The sequence below is a fragment of the Cohaesibacter celericrescens genome (assembly GCF_002866925.1).
GTDB classification, from domain to species: Bacteria; Pseudomonadota; Alphaproteobacteria; order Rhizobiales; family Cohaesibacteraceae; genus Cohaesibacter; species Cohaesibacter celericrescens.
The window spans coordinates 1-18421 of the sequence record NZ_PKUQ01000015.1 but is presented as its reverse complement, the minus strand read 5'-3'; the positions used below and the strand labels follow the sequence as shown (position 1 = coordinate 18421).

The following is an 18421-nucleotide window of genomic DNA, read 5'->3' as shown; positions in this document are numbered from 1 at the left end:
CTACCAAATCAATTCAGGCAATCTCCACGAGCGCCCATTACAGGGTTACAAATCCGTAGGCGATTGACAGCAAAAACAGTCCTAGTGCAAAGCGGTAAATGGCAAACGGCAGGAAGCTCATTCGCTTTACGAGCGCCATCAAAAAAGCAATGGCTGCAAAGGACGCAAGAAACGAGATGCCTGCTGCCAGCCAAATATCGGAAGAAATGGTTGTGCCTGTGTCGATGGCCTCTTTCACAGTCAACAGACCAGCTCCGGCAATGGCTGGCATGCCAAGCAAGAAAGAAAACCGCGCTGCTTCAGGCCGTGAAAAACCGAGAAAGCGCGCCGCAGTCATTGTAATGCCCGAACGGCTGGTGCCGGGAATCAGTGCCAGCATTTGGGCCAAGCCGATGATTAGCGCCGGCGGCAATTTCATGTCTTCCATCGACTTCAGATTTGGACTGATGCGATCCGCGATATAAAGCAATGTGCCATAAACAATGGCGGTCCAGCCAATCACTTGCAGTTTTAAAACATCATCCGCCCGTAGCGCGTCGATGTAGCCCATCTTTTTCAAGAACAGACCAAAAATAACGGCGGGGATGGTGGCCAGAACGATATAGATGGCAAGGCGCCCATGATCGGTTAGGCGACCACGTAGCAATGCAAACACGCCCTGTACAAGGCCGAGCACATCGCGCCAGAAATACGTGATGATGGCAAACAGTGAGCCGACATGCACCATAACGTCCATGGCAAGGCCCTGATCGGCCCAACCGGTTATATCCGATATAATGGCCAGATGGCCTGAAGAGGAAATGGGAAGAAACTCGGTAATGCCTTGGATGATCGCAATAACAATAATTTGCTCGATAGGCATGCGCTAGCCTTTCTCTCTGACTGGCAGGAAGTGGATCGTATCTTCAATATTTGCTTATAGACAGGCTTTATAAACAAACTCCGCCCGCAGAGGAAAGCGCGAAATAGGATGCGAGGGGAATATGACGAAGTATTCTCTCTCTTCTCATCAGGTAGGAAGGCTCGCTCAGCCTTCACCCATCAACAACCGCGCCATTGATGGCTTGTTTGAATTGTTCGACGCCTGCGGCACCATTGACCAGAAATTTGGAATTGATCACAACAGCGGGAACGCCGGTGATGCCTTGGTCTCTCCAGAAATTCATATGCTCGCGCACAAGCGCTTCATATTTGTTCGATTCCAAAATGTGCCGTGCCACGTCGCCATCAAGCCCCACCGAAATCGCAGCCTCGACCAGAATATCAAGATCGCTGACATTTTTGCCGTCGGTGAAATAGCTTTCGAGCAGCGCCAGTTTCATTGCGTGCTCTTTGCCAAACTCGTTCGCCCAATGAATCAACTGATGCGCATGCAGGGTGTTATAGGTGCAGGTCTCCGACGTGAAATTGAAAGTGAAACCGACATCGGCACCAAGCTGGGTGATGCGCCCGCGATTGGCGATGCTTTGTTCAGGCGTGATGCCATATTTTCCGGCCAAATGGACAGCCAGATTTTTGCCCTGTGGCGGAATTTCCGGATTGAGCTGATATGGATGCCAATGGATATCGGCTTCCAACTTCATTTCCTCAAGCGCTGTGCGCAGCTGATTGTAGCCGATGGCGCACCACGGGCAAACAACGTCAGAAATGATATCAATGCGAAGTGGCTGGCTCATAAGTGGCCCCTTTTGAGTCGGAGGTATTTGTAAAGTCACCCTTTGAAGAGGCGCACTAAGGGATTTTACAGACCCAACTTGCCTTCACGCAAACGAAAAAGTGTGATTCCGGTGGAAACGGCCAGATTGAGACTTTCGGCACGGCCGTCCATGGGGATTTTGACCAAGTGATCACACGCGTTGGCAAATGCGTCATTGAGACCGGATTTTTCATTGCCCATCAGAACCAACACAGGATCTCTGGGTTTGACCTTGCGATAGTCGACCGCGCCCTTGAGGTGTGTACCCACCATCTCGCCTGGCCAGCTTGATCGCCAGGTCAAAAATTCTTCGCTTGTGGCGCGATAAAGCGGGATGTGAAAAACCGAGCCCATCGTGGCGCGCACCGCTTCCAGACTGAAAGGATCTGTGGTTTCGCCAATCAACACCAAAGCGCTGGCACCCACCGCATCAGCTGTACGGATCGTAGTGCCCAAATTGCCGGGGTCTTTGACACCTTCCATGGCGACCACCATGTCTCCGCCAGCAGTCGCGATATCAGTGGCCAGATCAGATAATGTGCCATAACGCTGGCGAAAGACGCCAATCACATGCTGTGGATTGTCCCTGTGGGTCAGCTTGGACAGCACCTGTTCGGAGACCTCCAGTATGAGCCCGCCTTTGGCATAGACCTTGGAAGCCACTTTCTCCACCAATTCATGGGTCTTGATGTTTTTGGCATAGACCAGCGTTTCGGCTTCCCATCCAGCGTCTAGCGCGAAGGCCACCAGCTGCAACCCCTCGGCCATAAACAGGCCCGTTTGGTTGCGCACCTTGCGGCGCTCCAGCGCGCGGATATCCTTGATATGTTGATTGGAAACAGCGGTGATTTCTTTAATCAGGCCATTTTTTTGTGCACGGCTCTCACTCATCACCAGTCTCCTGTTCGTCTTTATTAAGGGGCCGCCAACGGGTATAGAGCGAGGTATTGAGGTTCCGCGCACCGCCTTCCTCGGCGATCATCAACTCACCCGATTCCACAATACCGCCCTGCCCGGTCATCACTTCAATCATCAATTCATCAAAAGCTGCGTAAGAAGCGCGCATGGCATAGGCGGTCAGAGTGTAGAATAACGCTTTATCTGATAGAATCTGGCGGCAGGCATCGAGCATTTCGGGCAGCATTTCAAACAACTGCCAAACCTCGCCCTTGGGACCGCGGCCAAATTTGGGCGGATCAAGCAAAATGCCGTCATAGACGTTACCGCGACGGATTTCGCGCTGAACAAATTTCATAGCGTCATCAACAATCCAGCGGATGGGCTTGTCGTCCAAGCCGGCCAGCATCTGGTTTTCCTTACCATAGGCGACGGCCTTTTTGGAGGCGTCCACATGGGTGACTTCAGCCCCTGCGCGGGCGGCGACCAGAGAGGCAACACCGGAATAGCCAAACAGATTGAGCACCTTGGGTGGGCGCCCCAAATAGGCCGAGCGCAACTGTTTGTCCATCCATTGCCAATGGGCGGCCTGTTCGGGGAAAAACCCGACATGACGAAAGGCAGTGAAGCGACCATAGAAACGAATGTCATCCCAATGGGTTTGCCATGTTTCTCCCAGCGGCTGAAGGTAGCGCCAGCGGCCCGGGCCTTCTTCTTCCAGATCACCGGAAAACACGGCATCGGCAGCATCCCAAACGCTTTTATCAAGGCGAGGACTGCCCATGGCTTGCGGTTCGGGCCGCACAATGCTGTAAGCACCATAGCGCTCCAGCTTTTGACCATGCCCCATATCCAGTAAGGCATAGTGATCCCATGGCTGGGTGACCATTAGCTCAAAAGGCGCACGGCGCGGTACGGGTCCTTGTGGTCGTGGCGGTAGAATAAAGGGCGCACGCTCCTCATGCTGAGGGCGTTCGGACACGCGATCCTGCGCCTTGGCTTGCGTCTGCTCTTTATTATGTTTGACAACGCGGCCCGGTCTGAAGGCAGGCTTTTGCGAAGATAGAGCACCACGTCCCTTCGTTTCGCCTGTCTTATTGGCGGAATGCTGTCGGGTCTTATCTCGACTGCTCTTGTTGTCAGACCGTCTAGAAGGGGTGTTGGATGGCTTGTTGCCGCGCCTGTTCGCCATAATCGTCCTTTGGCCATCGTCGGTTAGAATGAGGCAATGCCTCGTATAAAGCTTGGGTGCCTTCTATAGCTTCTGAACGATTGTGGCGCAAATAAAAAGGGCGGGAGGCCCGCCCTTCAGTCTTAATCTATTGCCGGAAAGCCGATCTCTTAGGCCGCAGCAACCTTTGTGAGGAAGCGATCCACGGTGTCTGAGAGACCTGATGCGCATTGCGTCACGTCTGTTGACACCGCGTTGACCTCGTCAACGGCTTTGTTGGTTTGTGTCACCGCACCGGAGACAACTTCGATATCCTGACTAACAGCCGATGTGCCGACAGCTGCTTCCTGAATGGAACTGGCGATCTCGGACGTGGCAAGATTTTGTTGCTGCACCGCTTCAGAGATGGAGGCAGTATAATTGTTGACCTGCTCAATCGTCGTACCAATTTCCTCGATCGCATGAACCGCTTCCTGCGTTTCATTCTGGATCGTGGTGATCTGATTGGAAATCTGCTCTGTGGCTTTGGAGGTCTGGGTGGCTAGTTCTTTCACTTCAGAGGCAACAACGGCGAACCCCTTGCCCATCTCACCGGCCCGAGCCGCCTCGATGGTGGCATTGAGAGCCAAGAGATTGGTCTGTTCGGCAATATCACGAATAAGGCTTACCACTTCGCCGATTTGTTGAGCAGCGTTGGCAAGACTGCCAACACGTTCATTCGCCGCTCCCGTGGTGACCATCGCGGTATTGACTGCATTGGTGGCTTGATCGACCTGACGTCCAATCTCGGAAATTGATGCAGCAAATTCTTCACTGGCGGCTGCAACGGTCTGAACGTTGGACGAGGCCTGAGAGGCTGCATTTTGAGCCTGTGACGAACGATCCGCGGTGGACTGCGATAGCGATGTCAAACTGCCCGCGGTGGACTGCAAACGGGCCATTTGTTCGGACACCACTTTTAGCTCAGTCGCAGCATCCGACCGGAACGCTTCAATCAACTGATCAACCTGTGCCTGCTTTTTGACCTGCGTAGCCTGATCCGTATTTTGCTGTTCTGACAATCGTTTGCGCTCATCATTCATTTCCTTGAATGTGGCCACCGCTTTTGCCATCTCACCCAGTTCATCTTGGCGCCCTTCGGCTGGCACAGTTTTGATAGGTTCATTGGCAGCCAATCGGATCATCGCGCGTTTGAGGGACCCCATTGGCGTCAGAATCGACCGCAATGTGAACCAAGCGAAAGCCAGACAAATTGAAAGGATGATCGCGACCCCGATCAACAGCATTTGTGTGTTGCTCCATAGAACGGCCTGAAGATCATCTATGTAGACACCCGTGCCGACGATCCACCCCCAAGGAGCAAAGCCTTTGACATAGGAGAGTTTGTCTATGGGTTTTTCTGAACCGGCTTTGGGCCACGTATACTCAACGAACCCGGCACCATCGGCTTTGACCACTTCAAGAAAGGCAGGAAAGATTGCGACACCATTGGTATCTTTCAGGGTCGAGAAATTTTTGCCATCCATTGATGGCTTGGCCGCATGCATGACCATGACATTGTTCATATCATTGATCCAGAAATACTCACTTCCGCGATAACGCATGGCACGAATGGCATTGACGGTCGCCAGTTTGGCATCTTCTTCGCTCATTGCACCGGCTTCAGCGGCTTCATGGTTAGCCTTGGCAATATTCACTGCAGAATCGACAAGACTTTGCAGCTCCATTGCCTTTTGTTCGGTCAAGTCATTTGCTGACTGAACATTCATAGAAAAGGCCAAAATCGCGAGCCCAAGAAAGAATACACCCACAAGTAGATAAAGACGTTTTGCAATAGTCAGATGCATAGTTTTTCCAGTTCACATATTGTTTATTGCTGTCTATTTTGTACTCATGCAAAGTCTTGTGATCTGACACAAAACGAACAAAACAGCTTCTCTGGAAAGACTATGTAAATTTGGTGGAGACTTGGTTAATATTCGATATTATGTACAATTCCCCATATAACATAACTGTTTAATACTAAAGATTAGTGGCAAACAGGCCTCTGCTGTCAAACGCAGAATAAGAAATTCACAAACAGAAAGGGCGGAAAATCCGCCCTATTCATCGCTCATCTAATGCCACCGTCAACTATCGCGTCAAATCAGGCTGGCGCGACAGCAGAAGCTTTGGTTTTTGCATTGGCAAGGGATTTTACTTCCGACGAGGAAGCAACCGAGCTGTCCGTTGCATAGGCCTGATGGTGCTCTTCAATTTTGGCTTCATTGTAGAGATAGTTGACCATCACGCCCCAACTGATTTTCTTGCCACGCTCTGACAAGTCTGCTGCAGCATGCACCTTATGCAATATTGCGCCATTGCCAAGATGGAAATTGGCGACCGGATCAAACGCCGTGCCCTTCTTGCTGCGGGCATTCAGCAAATAGCGAGCAGCCAAACGCGCCGTGAGATCGGCTGGTGGCATGGCATCATCTTCCAATGCTGCCAACAAGGTCCGCTCTTCAGGCCGTAGCAATGGATCTTCACTGATTAACGCCAGATCAATCCATCGACGCAATCCTGGTACCGGCGAGAGCGTTACAAAAGTATTGAGCGACGGGAGCTCTCGCTGCAACTCAGTGACAACCTGTTTGATAAGGAAGTTGCCAAAGGAAATGCCGCGCAACCCGCGTTGACAGTTGGAAATGGAATAGAAAACAGCAGCTGTCGCTTGATTGGGATCAATCGTTTCGCGCTCATGTTCGAGAATCCCCGCAATTGCACCCGGTATCTCACGGGTCAAAGCAACTTCCACAAAAATCAATGGATCCTTGGGCATGGCAGGGTGGAAAAAGGCGAACAAGCGGCGGTCTGCTTCGGCCACCCTCTGGCGCAAATCATCCCAACCGTCGATTTCATGAACGGCTTCATAGGTAATGATTTTTTCCAGAATAGAAGCAGGCGTTGACCAATTGATCTGGGCGATTTCCAAAAATCCTCGGTTGAACCATGCAAAGAACAAGTGCCGGAAGTCGACGTCGAGGCCTTTCAGTTCGGGATTTTCTTTTAAGTAGCCCAGCAAATTGGCGCGCATATTCACCAGCCGTGCAGTGGCACCGGGCACCCGGTTCAGGCGACGAATAAGCTCTTGGCTTTTGGGTTCGGCAGCAAAATAAACATCGCGCGCGGAAGCATTGTCGCCAGATTGCCAATTATCAATCGCATCCTGCAGAACTTGGTGATCGACACCAAATTGCTCAACGACATCAAGAAAGAAAAGACGCTGTTCCTCTGGCGTGGCTGCTTCATAAACATCCAGAATTTTAAGTGCCGTTTTGAGCCCAGACGCTTCCCCTTTGTCACTGATCAGCTCTTTGCAGAGCGGAATCAAATCGCTAGAAGAAATTGGACTCTTTGAGGACAAAAATGGTCCAGCGCGCGCGATGCGCTTGAGTATATCGCTAAGAAAGCTTTTATCCGCCATCATATAGCTACCTTGATACTTGCGGATCTCTGACACGAACCCAATAGGTCGACATTGGCCCGTTCAGCCAATTTTCGCGCCAGCGGTCCTGGGAATCGTTGCCTTGGGACTGGCATAGTACAGCGCTAGAATAAGGCGATTTGCCGGTCTGGAACAAGTGCTCTCTTTGCATGGCTCATAGTTAGAAGGAGGTCGCAAAATCACTTATTTGCCGGCAGTTGTGCAGAGCTATTTGTCGTAATAATCCCGAAACCAACGCACAAATGCTTCGATACCCTCGTTTATGCCCGTTTTTGGGCGATAGCCCGTCATCGCATGAAGCAGGCTGGAATCGGCCCAAGTGGCGGGAACATCCCCCTGCTGCATATCCATCAAATTGCGGATCGCCTTTTTGCCCAATGACTGTTCAATCGCTTCGATAAAATCGAGTAGGCGGACCTTGTTGGAATTGCCGATATTGACGATCCGAAAGGGTGCAACCGGAGACAGTGAATCGCCTTCAATTATGGAGCCCCGACCAGCAGGCAGCGCAGGCACTACATCCATCAACAAACGAATCCCTCTGACCAGATCGATAACATAGGTAAAATCGCGCCACATTTTGCCGTGATTATAGATATCGATCGGCCGCCCATCCAAAATGGCATCGGTAAATTTGAACAGAGCCATATCTGGCCTCCCCCAAGGGCCATAGACGGTAAAAAAGCGAAACATGGTAACCGGCAGGTCATGAATATGCGCAAAGGAATGGGCCATCGCTTCCGTGGCCTTCTTGCTCGCCGCATAGAAGGACATTTGCGTATCGGCCTTGTCTGTTTCCTTGTAGGGCATTTCTTCGTTGGCCCCATACACAGATGAGGTGGACGCCATCAACAAATGCTCAACACCTTGCTTTTGTGCGCACTCCATCACGTTGAAGCTGCCGACAATGTTGGCTTGCAAATAGGAACGCGGGTTATCAATGCTATAGCGGACACCGGCTTGGGCTGCCAAATGCACAATAATATCAGGTGAAAAACGTTTCACCACTTCTGCCAATGTCTCTTCTTCTTCCAGTCTTGCTTCGGTTGAGGAAAAATTCTGATGCTGCTTGAGTATTGCATGGCGCTGTCGCTTTAACTCCACATCATAATAGTCGGTCATACCATCGTAACCATGCACCACAAGGCCTTCTTGCAAAAGCAATTCGGCCAAGTGGAAGCCAATGAAGCCGGCCGTTCCGGTTATAAAGACGCGTTTCATATTATTTTTTTCTGTCATCTATAAGCATATAAGGGGGAATAGGCCGATTGTATTTCAGTCTCTGGCATAGACATCTTCATATCGAATGATGTCATCTTCACCCAGATAAGAACCGGTTTGAACTTCTATCAGGACCATCGGCACTTTTCCGGGGTTTTCCATACGGTGGACAGCACCCAGCGGGATATAGACCGATTGGTTTTCGGTGATCAAACGGACATCTTCGTCGACAGTGACCTTGGCGGTGCCTTCCACCACGATCCAGTGTTCGGAGCGATGGTGATGAGATTGCAGCGACAAGGCTGCTCCGGGATGCACAACGATACGCTTGACCTGAAAACGCTGGCCAATCACAAGGCTTTCAAACCATCCCCATGGGCGATGATCAAGAGGGAAGGACTCTGCCTGATGCGCCTTTTTGGCTTTCAGGGCTTCAACCGCTTTGCGCACATCCTGCGCACGACTTACATCAGCGACAAGTACGGCGTCCGGCATCGCAACCGTGATGATATTCTTGAGGCCAATCCCGACCACTTCCAGACTATCATCTTCGGAGCGCAGCAAAGAATTGGTGCATTCAATGGATGTCGCGCGCCCCGAAGTGGCAACGCCCAGTTCGTCACGGGCGCTTTCACGCCAGACCGCATCCCAGCCGCCCAAATCGGACCAGCCAGCGGAAAATGGCACAACGGCCAAATTGTCAGCGCGTTCCATCACCGCATAATCAATGGAGATATCTTGCGCTTTGGCCCAACTTTCCGGATCGAGGCGCAGAAATCCCAGATCAGCACGGGCTTGTTTAACCGAGGCTTCGACCGGTGCAATCAGGTTTGGCGCATGGGCACGAAACGCCTCTATGATAGTTTTGACTGAAAACAGGAAGATACCGGCATTCCAGAGAAACCGTCCGGATGAAACCATCGTTTCGGCATCTTCACTATTAGGTTTCTCGACAAAGCGCTCAAGACCAATGACGCGAGTTTCGGCGGCGCCAATATCCTCGGTCAATTCCAAATAGCCATAACCAGTTTCGGCATGAGTCGGCTTGATGCCAAAGGTTACCAGCTTGCCATCTCTTGCTGCCTGACAGCCAACCTCGACAGCGGCGCGGAAAGCGTGCGCATCAGGTACCACATGATCTGAAGGTGCAACCAACATCAGGGCATTCGGATCTGTTTGTGCTTGCCAAAGCGCTGCGGCAAGCACAGCCGGTGCCGTATTTCGGGCAGTTGGCTCAATTAGAATTGCGCCGGGGTCGATCCCTTCATCGATAAGCTGTTCCGTCACAATGAAGCGAAAATCAGAATTGGTAACAATAATCGGAGGAGCGTAATCGGGACCAGTCAATCGCTTGGCCGACGCCTGAAACAAGGTTTCATCACCAACCAGGGGCACAAATTGCTTTGGGTAGCTTTTGCGAGACAAAGGCCAAAGCCGGGTTCCAGAACCGCCACACAACAAAACAGGGGTAATCATGCCGTTTAACTTTCTTCGCTTATTCGCTCCACCGGATGGGGCTGCCAATCAGGCCCCCAACGCACTATCAAATCCGGCACCAAAATCAAAGCCGAAGGCGCGCCCGGCTTGCCTATAGTTCCAAGCTTGAGGTTGCGCCAAAAGGGTCAAGTCGCACCATGTCCAAGCCTTAATACCAACCATTCATAAGTCGCCTTGATATCTTTGTCCAATGCGTTCAACACTTTGCGAACTATGGTTCCAAAGCGGTTGATATCCATAGTCTTGCGCAGGATGGCAATGGTTTATTCTACCCGCTAATTCTCAAGGCTGACTGGCAAATCCAATCCATGCTGTTTGAGAAGGGCATGGCGTTTGGCTTCTTTGAGATCTTCCACGACCATTTCAGAACACATTTGCTGTGCTGTGATCTGTGGCACCCAACCAAGCTTTTCCTTGGCCTTGGTTGGGTCACCGAGCAAGGTCTCCACTTCAGCGGGGCGGAAATAACGCGGATCAATACGCAAAATCACATCTCCCACGGTCAACGCGGGCGCATCATCGCCTTCAACTGCCTCGACAATACCAACCTCGTCCAGCCCCTCGCCTTCAAAGCGCAGCGTGACGCCTAGCTCTTTGGCTGACCAGCCGATGAACTCACGCACCGAATATTGCTTGCCTGTCGCGATGACGAAGTCGTCTGGCGTATCCTGTTGCAGCATCATCCACTGCATACGGACATAGTCTTTGGCGTGGCCCCAATCGCGCAGTGCGTCGATGTTGCCCATATGTAGGCAGCTTTCCAACCCTTGCGCAATATTGGCCAGACCACGGGTTATCTTGCGTGTCACAAAGGTTTCCCCGCGACGTGGGCTCTCATGATTAAACAGAATACCATTGCAGGCATACATCCCGTAGGCTTCACGATAATTGACCGTTATCCAATAAGCATAGAGTTTGGCAACCGCATAGGGAGAGCGGGGATGAAAGGGGGTCGTTTCGGTCTGGGGTGTCTCTTGTACCAGACCATATAACTCGGATGTCGAAGCCTGATAAAAGCGGGTTTTCTTTTCCATCCCCAGAAAACGGATCGCTTCCAGCAAGCGCAAAGTCCCCATCGCGTCAACATCCGCAGTATATTCCGGCGACGCAAAACTGACAGCAACATGCGACTGCGCGCCGAGGTTATAGACCTCGTCGGGTTGAACCTCTTGCAATATGCGTGTCAGGTTAGAACTATCGGTCAAGTCGCCGTAATATAATTTGAGTTTCGGATTGGGTGTATGCGGATCCTGATAAATATGATCAATCCGCTGGGTATTGAAGCTGGATGCACGCCGCTTGATGCCATGAACTTCATATCCCTGCTCAAGGAGCAACTCGGCCAAATAGGATCCGTCCTGGCCGGTAATACCTGTAATCAGGGCAACTTTCGTCATGTATCATCTCTTTGATTGATCGGGTTAGCCAAATCAGCGCTCTTTATGAACGCTGGAATGAATCACCAATTCTGGTGTCGCGCACAAGGGTTACACTATCCTGTGCTTTCAGTTTGCAATCTGCCCGATGGCCGACCTGCAAACAATTATCGTTCATGTTTGACCTTATGTAACAGCTTTTGCAAGTCCCTCCTTTGGCATTGTAAACAATGCAGTCCCCGGCAAAGCTCCGGCGGGACCTTTCTGGCTCGTTTCAAGACCAGTCCCCAATAAAAAGGCCGCCATTCAAGGCGGCCTTTTATGGAAGCGTTCGGGCCCCCATTGAGGGAGTGTTCATTTAGACCCTGGCCAATTTGGCGACAGTGCGGATGCCTTTGCTAGATAGACCAATCATAAACGTCATCTCTGCTCAAAAGATCGACAATTCTCTCGGCGGCGTCTTGAGCTGTCATAGTTGATGTATTGACGTGGATTTCGGGGTTGAGGGGTGCTTCATAGGGGGCGTCGATGCCGGTGAAGTTTTTGATCTTGCCCTGCCGCGCTTTGGCATAAAGCCCTTTGACGTCGCGCTGCTCGCAGATCTCAAGCGGGGTATCAACGAAGACTTCGATAAACTCGCCCTCTTCCAACATTTCCCGTGCCAAACGGCGTTCGGAGGCGTAAGGCGAGATGAACGCGGTGAGTACGATCAAACCAGCATCCACCATCAATCGTGAGACCTCACCAATGCGGCGGATATTCTCCACACGATCCACATCGGTGAAACCCAAATCCTTGTTGAGACCATGGCGAACATTGTCGCCATCGAGCAAATAGGTGTGACGGCCATCACCATGCAGCTTCTTTTCAACCAGATTGGCGATGGTGGATTTACCCGAGCCGGAAAGACCGGTGAACCAAAGCACTTTGGGTTTCTGATGCTTTTGCTCGGCCCGGGCACCCTTGTCAACGTCCACCGCCTGCCAATGGATGTTTTCTGCCCGGCGCAAACCAAACCAAACCAAACCCGCAGCAACGGTCTGGTTGGTGAAGCGATCAATCAAAATGAAGGAACCGGTTTTCTGGTTCTCTTCATAGGTATCCATCGCCAAAGGTTCGGCAAAGGCCATATTGCAGAAGCCGATTTCATTCAGCTCCAACGTCTTGCCTGCTGTCAGATGCGACGCATCATTGACGTCTAACTTGTGCTTGAGGCTGGTGACCGTGGTTTGAACCTGTTGACTCCCCATTTTAATGATATAAGGACGCCCCAACAGCAAATGCGTGCTATCCATCCAGATCAAATGGGCCGAGATCTGGTCGGTCACCAGTGGGCGGTGGGCGCTTGGGGCCAGCAGATCGCCTCGAGAAATATCGATCTCATCCTCAAGCGTGATGGTGACGGCCTCGCCTGCTTCGGTATCCTCCTGATCCCCATCCATGGTGACAATCGATTTGATACGGCTGGTTTTGCCGGATTTGGCAACCACGAGCTCATCGCCAACGCGGGCCAAGCCAGAGGCCACAGTGCCGGAAAACCCTCGAAAGTTGAGATTGGGACGATTCACCCACTGGACGGGAAAGCGAAATGGCAGCGCCAGATCGGCGCTTTCGACATCGATTTCTTCCAGATAGCCAAGCAGGGTGGGGCCATCATACCAAGGGGTGTTGTCGCTTCTGGTCACCACATTGTCGCCAAAACGGGCAGACAACGGCACAGCTGCGATGGTCTCAAATTCAAAACTTTGGGCAAAATCCTTATAGTCAGCGACGATTGTGTCAAAGACCTCTTGGTCGAAGTCCATCAGATCCATTTTATTGATGGCAAGCACCACATGGCGTACGCCGATCAATGAGTTTATAAAGCTGTGGCGGCGGGTCTGGGTAAGAATGCCTTTGCGGGCATCGACCAGAATGACGGCCAGATCACAGTTGGAGGCGCCGGTCGCCATGTTGCGGGTATATTGCTCATGGCCGGGGGTGTCGGCGACAATGAATTTGCGTTTCTCCGAGGCAAAAAAGCGGTAAGCAACATCGATGGTGATGCCCTGCTCCTGCTCGGCCTGAAGCCCGTCGAGCAACAAAGCCAGATCGACCTCATCGCCGACTGTACCGTGCTTTTTACTGACTGCTTCAAGCGCTGTCATCTGGTCTTCAAAAATGGTCTTGCTGTCATACAGCAGACGGCCAATCAGGGTCGATTTGCCATCGTCCACACTGCCACAGGTCAGAAAACGCAAGAGATCACGGCTTTGCTCGTGGCCAAAACTGTCGCCCTTGGTGGCAACGGCGGAAGAAACCTGCTTGGGCTCGGTTACAATCGTCATCAGAAATATCCCTCGCGCTTCTTCTTCTCCATCGACGCAGCATCGTCATGGTCGATCATCCGCCCTTCCCGCTCCGAGGTGCGGGCAACAAGCATTTCTTCAAAAATCTCTTCAAGGTTGGCAGCTGGGCTTTCCACTGCACCGGTCAGCGGATAACAGCCCAGAGTGCGGAAGCGGATGAGCTTATTCTGCACCACCTCGCCCTCAGACAACGGCAGGCGCTCGTCATCGACCATAATCCACGCACCATCGCGCTTGACCACAGGGCGCTCTTTGGCCAAATACAACGGCACGATGGGAATGTTTTCCAGCATGATATATTGCCAGATGTCTTGTTCGGTCCAGTTGGACAGCGGGAAGACACGAATGCTCTCGCCGGGCTTGATACGCGTGTTAAAGATATTCCAAAGCTCGGGGCGCTGGTTCTTTGGGTCCCAACTGTGGTTTTCAGACCGGAAGGAAAAAATCCGCTCTTTGGCGCGCGACTTTTCTTCATCGCGCCGTGCGCCGCCAAAAGCGGCATCAAATTTATGGTCCGTCAGGGCTTGCTTCAAGGCATCGGTCTTCATCACTTGCGTATAAAGCGACGAGCCATGATCAAACGGATTGACATTGTTTGCACGGCCTTCTTCATTGGTATGCACAATCAGATCAAGATCATATTCCTTGGCGATGCGATCGCGGAACGCAATCATCTCACGGAATTTCCACGTCGTATCCACATGCAACAACGGGAAAGGCAAGCGCGAGGGAAAGAAGGCCTTGCGTGCCAAATGCAACATCACGGCACTGTCTTTACCGATCGAATAGAGCATCACAGGGTTCTTGAACTCGGCCGCAACCTCACGAATGATATGGAGACTCTCATGCTCAAGACGTTTGAGATGGGATGTGGTTTTCTGGTGCATCGTGTTTTTTCTCATACTCATCTCATGGGTCCAACAGTCTGCCAATTCCTAAAAGACAATGGTCTTGGCCAAGATAAGGAAATCCAAATCGAGATACACTCTCCCAGACGCATCTGTAAGAAATATCCCGCCCCAGCGACAGACAAAGCTGTAGCGTTAACGTCCGAACAGATGAACTGTACCGGTCGAAGCAAAATCTCGTCCTAAGGTTGCTCAAATTTTGCGAACAAGCTTCCTTGTGCTGCCTGTTCGTGCTTAGTGACATCCAACCCTTGGCCTATAAGGCCCGATTGTGTCCTTTTTCAATCAACCGCTTTTCCCAATCAAGAGCGGTTTTGACAATCAAATCTAGGTCGTCATGTTGAGGTGCCCAGCCGGTGATGCCACGCAGCCGCGTTGAGTCTGCAACCAACGCAGCAGGATCACCATCGCGGCGGTCTGTGACTTTTGCAGCAAAATCAACATTTGAAACACGGCGCACCGCTTCCACAACTTCCAACACGGAATAGCCTTTGCCATAACCACAGTTGGCGACAAATGACTCATGCCCGTTCAACAAGCTTTCCAGCGCCAAAGCGTGAGCGGCAACCAGATCACTTACATGGATATAATCCCTGATACAAGTGCCATCGGCAGTTGGGTAATCATCGCCAAAGATGGCAAGAGAATCCCGCTGCCCCAACGCCACCTGATTGGCCACTTTAATAAGGTGGGTTGCGGTAGGAGTGGATTGCCCCGTGCGTCCTTCGGGGTCGGCACCGGCCACATTGAAGTAACGGAGCGCAGCATAAGTGAAGTCATAGGCAACAGCACTGTCACGCAGCATCCATTCGGTCATCAGTTTGGATGTGCCATAGGGAGAAATGGGCTCAAGTGCCAAGTCTTCCTTCAATGGTTCATCGGCTTCGTCCGGATTGCCGTAAACCGCGGCAGTCGAAGAGAAAATAAAAGCTTTGACCTTTGCGTTGACGGCATTTTCAATCAGCGAGCGGGATTTGACTGTATTGTTATAATAATAGCCGAGGGGATCGGTTACTGAGTCCGGCACCACAATGGAGCCAGCGAAATGAATCACGGCTTCGACATTATGTTCCTTCATGACGCGTGCAACCAAATCACTGTCGCCAATATCCCCTTCAATCACCGGTACAGAGTCAGGTACCAACCAGGAAAAACCCGTTGACAGATTGTCGATGATCACGACGTCTTTCCCTGCATCATGCAAGTTCCACGTCATGTGGCTACCGATATAACCACAGCCACCTGTTACCAGAATGCTCATTTTTTGCTCCGACTTCACTTGAACAATCCCAATTAACCAATGCGTGTTTCAGAATAGGATTGTTGCCTGCGTAAAGGCATTGTCGGCCGACAATGTCGTTCAGTTTTTGCGGCACTATTGGCGAGAGTTCAACCCCTAACCAACGATGCGCGCGCAAATAAGAGGCAGATTCGAACTTATGCCACTTTTGGTACAGTCAGGTTCCAACAATGAGCTAAAATTTAAAAGCAATTTTCGCGGCATGTTGAGCAACAGATACTTTTTGGAGAGGTTTTCCCCAAAGCCTAAGCAAATATTTTCTGCGTATTTGAGAAATAGCGCGCAAGAATGCTTATCGTTTTCACTTATCGGCTTCTAGATCCGCTTTTGTTTGTCGCGACATTTTGCTTTTTGCACTCAAAAACGCCTATCAGATACTGGGACAAGATCACCGATAGCTGCAAAAGCTTTGGTGCAGCAGCACTCCGCACCGACAACCAGAATGTTCAGATGAGTGATGTGATAGGCCACCTTCTGACTATGTCTTGTTGTTCGCTACAGAGTATGCCTTTTGTGCTTCCCCTAGATCCTGCTCCCTTTAATCGGGCAAGATCTAGGGGAAAATCCATCTAAGCAGATAACACATTGACTGTGTGTCGCGCGATCATAAGTTCTTCATCCGTTGGTATGATGTAGACTGGAATTGAACTCTCCGTGGAGATCAATTCTTCGTTGGCGTCGTTTGCTGCGACATCCAATTCAAATCCAATCCAAGCCAAATAATCACATATCTTTTTGCGAATAATAGGACCGTGTTCGCCAATACCTGCAGTGAAGATCAATCCATCAATTCCACCAAGAGTGATAGCGAGCGATGCAATTTGCTTGGCAACTTTGATGCTGAACAGGTCTACTGCCAGCTGTGCATTTGGATCACTATTTTCTTCCAGCTCTCGCATGTCATTGGAGATGTTTGAGACCCCAAGAAGACCACACTGATGGTATAGCAGTTTTTCCAAATCATCAGCATCCATATCATAGGTGCGCATAAGATGGATTAAGATGCCCGCATCCAAGCTGCCCGGACGCGTCCCCATGGGCACACCATCCAATGCAGAAAATCCCATCGATGTTTCAACGCTGACTCCATTATCCAGCGCGGTAAGGCTGGCGCCATTACCCAAATGAGCAACCACAACACGGCCCTTGGCTAAGTCTGGTTTATTCTCACGTAAGTTATGCGCAATATATTCATAAGACAGACCATGGAAACCATAACGACGCACACCCTCATCAGTATAACGTTTGGGGATAGCATAGGTTGTCGACAATGGTGGCTGTGTCTGATGGAAAGCTGTATCAAAACATGCAACTTGCGGCAACTCTGGTCGACTGTTCGCCAACGCTTCAATCGCCGCCAAATTTTGTGGTTGATGCAACGGTGCCAATGGACTCAAGTCGGCAAGCTTTTTGAAAACATCTCCTTGCACCAAAACGGGCTTATCGTAGGTTTCACCACCATGCACCACACGATGCCCCGCAGCTTTTAAAGGCAAATCTGCTGGCAGGTTTGTTTCAATCCACTCAAGCAAGTGAGGAAGGATCGCGGGAACGGACCCTCTGTCCTTATCAGCCCATGATTCATTAGTAATCAACTTACCCTCAGACGTTTTGGCCTTGAGGTTTGCATCTGTACCAATGCCTGTCAATTGCCCCGCAAAGAGAGGAGAAACCTGATCCTGTGCCTTTGATCCCACCTGAAAAATGGTAAATTTAACACTTGAAGACCCACTATTTAGAACAAGTAGTGCCCCTTTTGTCATTTCACTTTGTGTCATATCTATTCTTTCAAACGTTACATATTTCAAATTTTAGCCGCTCTGCGTCTAGAACCATCAAAAAACAAGTGACGGTGAACAGGCGATAGCTGTTTGATGTTTGGGTCACAAAAGCAGGCCTTCGCCGTAGAGATGCTTCCAATATGAGTTGATCACTCAAATTGGTATAGGGAGGAAGTCGGAACATGCCAAAATACAATTCAAGACAGTAGGATGCCGTAGATACAAACGAGCCATATAATACCGAATTTAGAAATTAGGACCGATTAATTGGGCATCAAGTAAAATAGACGACGTCGTATGTGAAAAGTCATTTCAACCAATTCACCAGTCGCTTACTCACTTACTCGACTTTCGTATAACACTTGCTTGGAATTTTTGTCCAGATTGACATCTATTCCAATTATGCATTGCAGCTCCCCAAAATATCATTCTCCAAACTTATTCGGCTTAAGAAATCACCCAAATAGATCGCTATATCTTTGACATAACTCATGTAAGCTGGACAGATTGGCTAATTTAGTAAATTTATTTGGGTTAGAAACAACACTTTTGACATGCGTATTAAAAATTGCGAAACATAGGTTATCGCTCATTTTCTACCAATAATAAGGAGGATATGAGGAGCACGCACCAGAAAACACGGTCTAAAAACACATCTTATGTTTCGTATCTGACCAATAATTGACCCACGAAGGATTCAGCCCGGATTTGTTTTCTATTTTTTCTGATTCTATTTTTG

The 18421-nt window shown here is 50.5% G+C and carries 14 protein-coding genes; all 14 read right to left on the bottom strand.

Annotated elements, in window-relative coordinates; genetic code table 11:
* Window positions 1-37 precede the first annotated feature (37 nt).
* Window positions 38-862, bottom strand: a complete 825-nt coding sequence (locus C0081_RS07725) for an undecaprenyl-diphosphate phosphatase (protein ID WP_101533248.1) — start codon at window positions 860-862, stop codon at window positions 38-40.
* Between the two features lie 172 nt (window positions 863-1034).
* The gene (locus C0081_RS07720) at window positions 1035-1676 is read right to left on the bottom strand and encodes a DsbA family oxidoreductase (protein WP_101533247.1); all 642 of its coding nucleotides are present in this window, start codon (window positions 1674-1676) and stop codon (window positions 1035-1037) included.
* Between the two features lie 65 nt (window positions 1677-1741).
* Window positions 1742-2587 (bottom strand): TrmH family RNA methyltransferase, encoded by an 846-nt coding sequence (locus C0081_RS07715; protein WP_101533246.1) that lies wholly within the window; start codon window positions 2585-2587, stop codon window positions 1742-1744.
* Window positions 2580-3785, bottom strand: a complete 1206-nt coding sequence (locus C0081_RS07710; RefSeq protein ID WP_101533245.1) for a class I SAM-dependent methyltransferase — start codon at window positions 3783-3785, stop codon at window positions 2580-2582. Before C0081_RS07710 ends, C0081_RS07715 begins: the two co-directional genes overlap by 8 nt.
* Before the next feature lie 149 nt (window positions 3786-3934).
* Window positions 3935-5611: a methyl-accepting chemotaxis protein gene (locus C0081_RS07705; RefSeq protein WP_101533244.1), complete on the bottom strand. Its 1677-nt coding sequence runs from the start codon at window positions 5609-5611 to the stop codon at window positions 3935-3937.
* Window positions 5612-5910: 299 nt separating this feature from the next.
* Complete coding sequence (locus C0081_RS07700) at window positions 5911-7233, bottom strand: malonyl-CoA decarboxylase (RefSeq protein ID WP_342587668.1); 1323 nt, start codon at window positions 7231-7233, stop codon at window positions 5911-5913.
* Window positions 7234-7458: 225 nt separating this feature from the next.
* On the bottom strand, window positions 7459-8472 hold the full coding sequence (locus tag C0081_RS07695; RefSeq protein ID WP_101533281.1) for an NAD-dependent epimerase/dehydratase family protein: 1014 nt from the start codon (window positions 8470-8472) through the stop codon (window positions 7459-7461).
* 54 nt (window positions 8473-8526) lie between these two features.
* Window positions 8527-9948 (bottom strand): mannose-1-phosphate guanylyltransferase/mannose-6-phosphate isomerase, encoded by a 1422-nt coding sequence (locus tag C0081_RS07690; protein ID WP_101533243.1) that lies wholly within the window; start codon window positions 9946-9948, stop codon window positions 8527-8529.
* 48 nt (window positions 9949-9996) lie between these two features.
* A complete protein-coding gene (locus tag C0081_RS23670) occupies window positions 9997-10131 on the bottom strand; it encodes a hypothetical protein (RefSeq protein WP_280952861.1) in 135 nt (44 codons plus the stop codon).
* Window positions 10132-10244: 113 nt separating this feature from the next.
* Window positions 10245-11366 carry a GDP-mannose 4,6-dehydratase gene (gmd, locus tag C0081_RS07685; RefSeq protein ID WP_101533242.1) on the bottom strand — a complete coding sequence of 374 codons (1122 nt, stop codon included), beginning with the start codon at window positions 11364-11366 and terminating at the stop codon, window positions 10245-10247.
* 377 nt (window positions 11367-11743) lie between these two features.
* Entirely contained in the window at window positions 11744-13672 is a 1929-nt protein-coding gene (gene cysN, locus C0081_RS07680; RefSeq protein ID WP_101533241.1) for a sulfate adenylyltransferase subunit CysN, read from the bottom strand.
* Complete coding sequence (cysD, locus tag C0081_RS07675) at window positions 13672-14595, bottom strand: sulfate adenylyltransferase subunit CysD (protein ID WP_425349454.1); 924 nt, start codon at window positions 14593-14595, stop codon at window positions 13672-13674. Before cysD ends, cysN begins: the two co-directional genes overlap by 1 nt.
* Window positions 14596-14857: 262 nt before the next feature.
* Window positions 14858-15862: a UDP-glucose 4-epimerase GalE gene (gene galE, locus C0081_RS07670; RefSeq protein WP_101533240.1), complete on the bottom strand. Its 1005-nt coding sequence runs from the start codon at window positions 15860-15862 to the stop codon at window positions 14858-14860.
* A gap of 608 nt (window positions 15863-16470) precedes the next feature.
* A complete protein-coding gene (locus C0081_RS07660) occupies window positions 16471-17679 on the bottom strand; it encodes an acetate/propionate family kinase (RefSeq protein ID WP_245417880.1) in 1209 nt (402 codons plus the stop codon).
* Window positions 17680-18421: the final 742 nt, after the last annotated feature.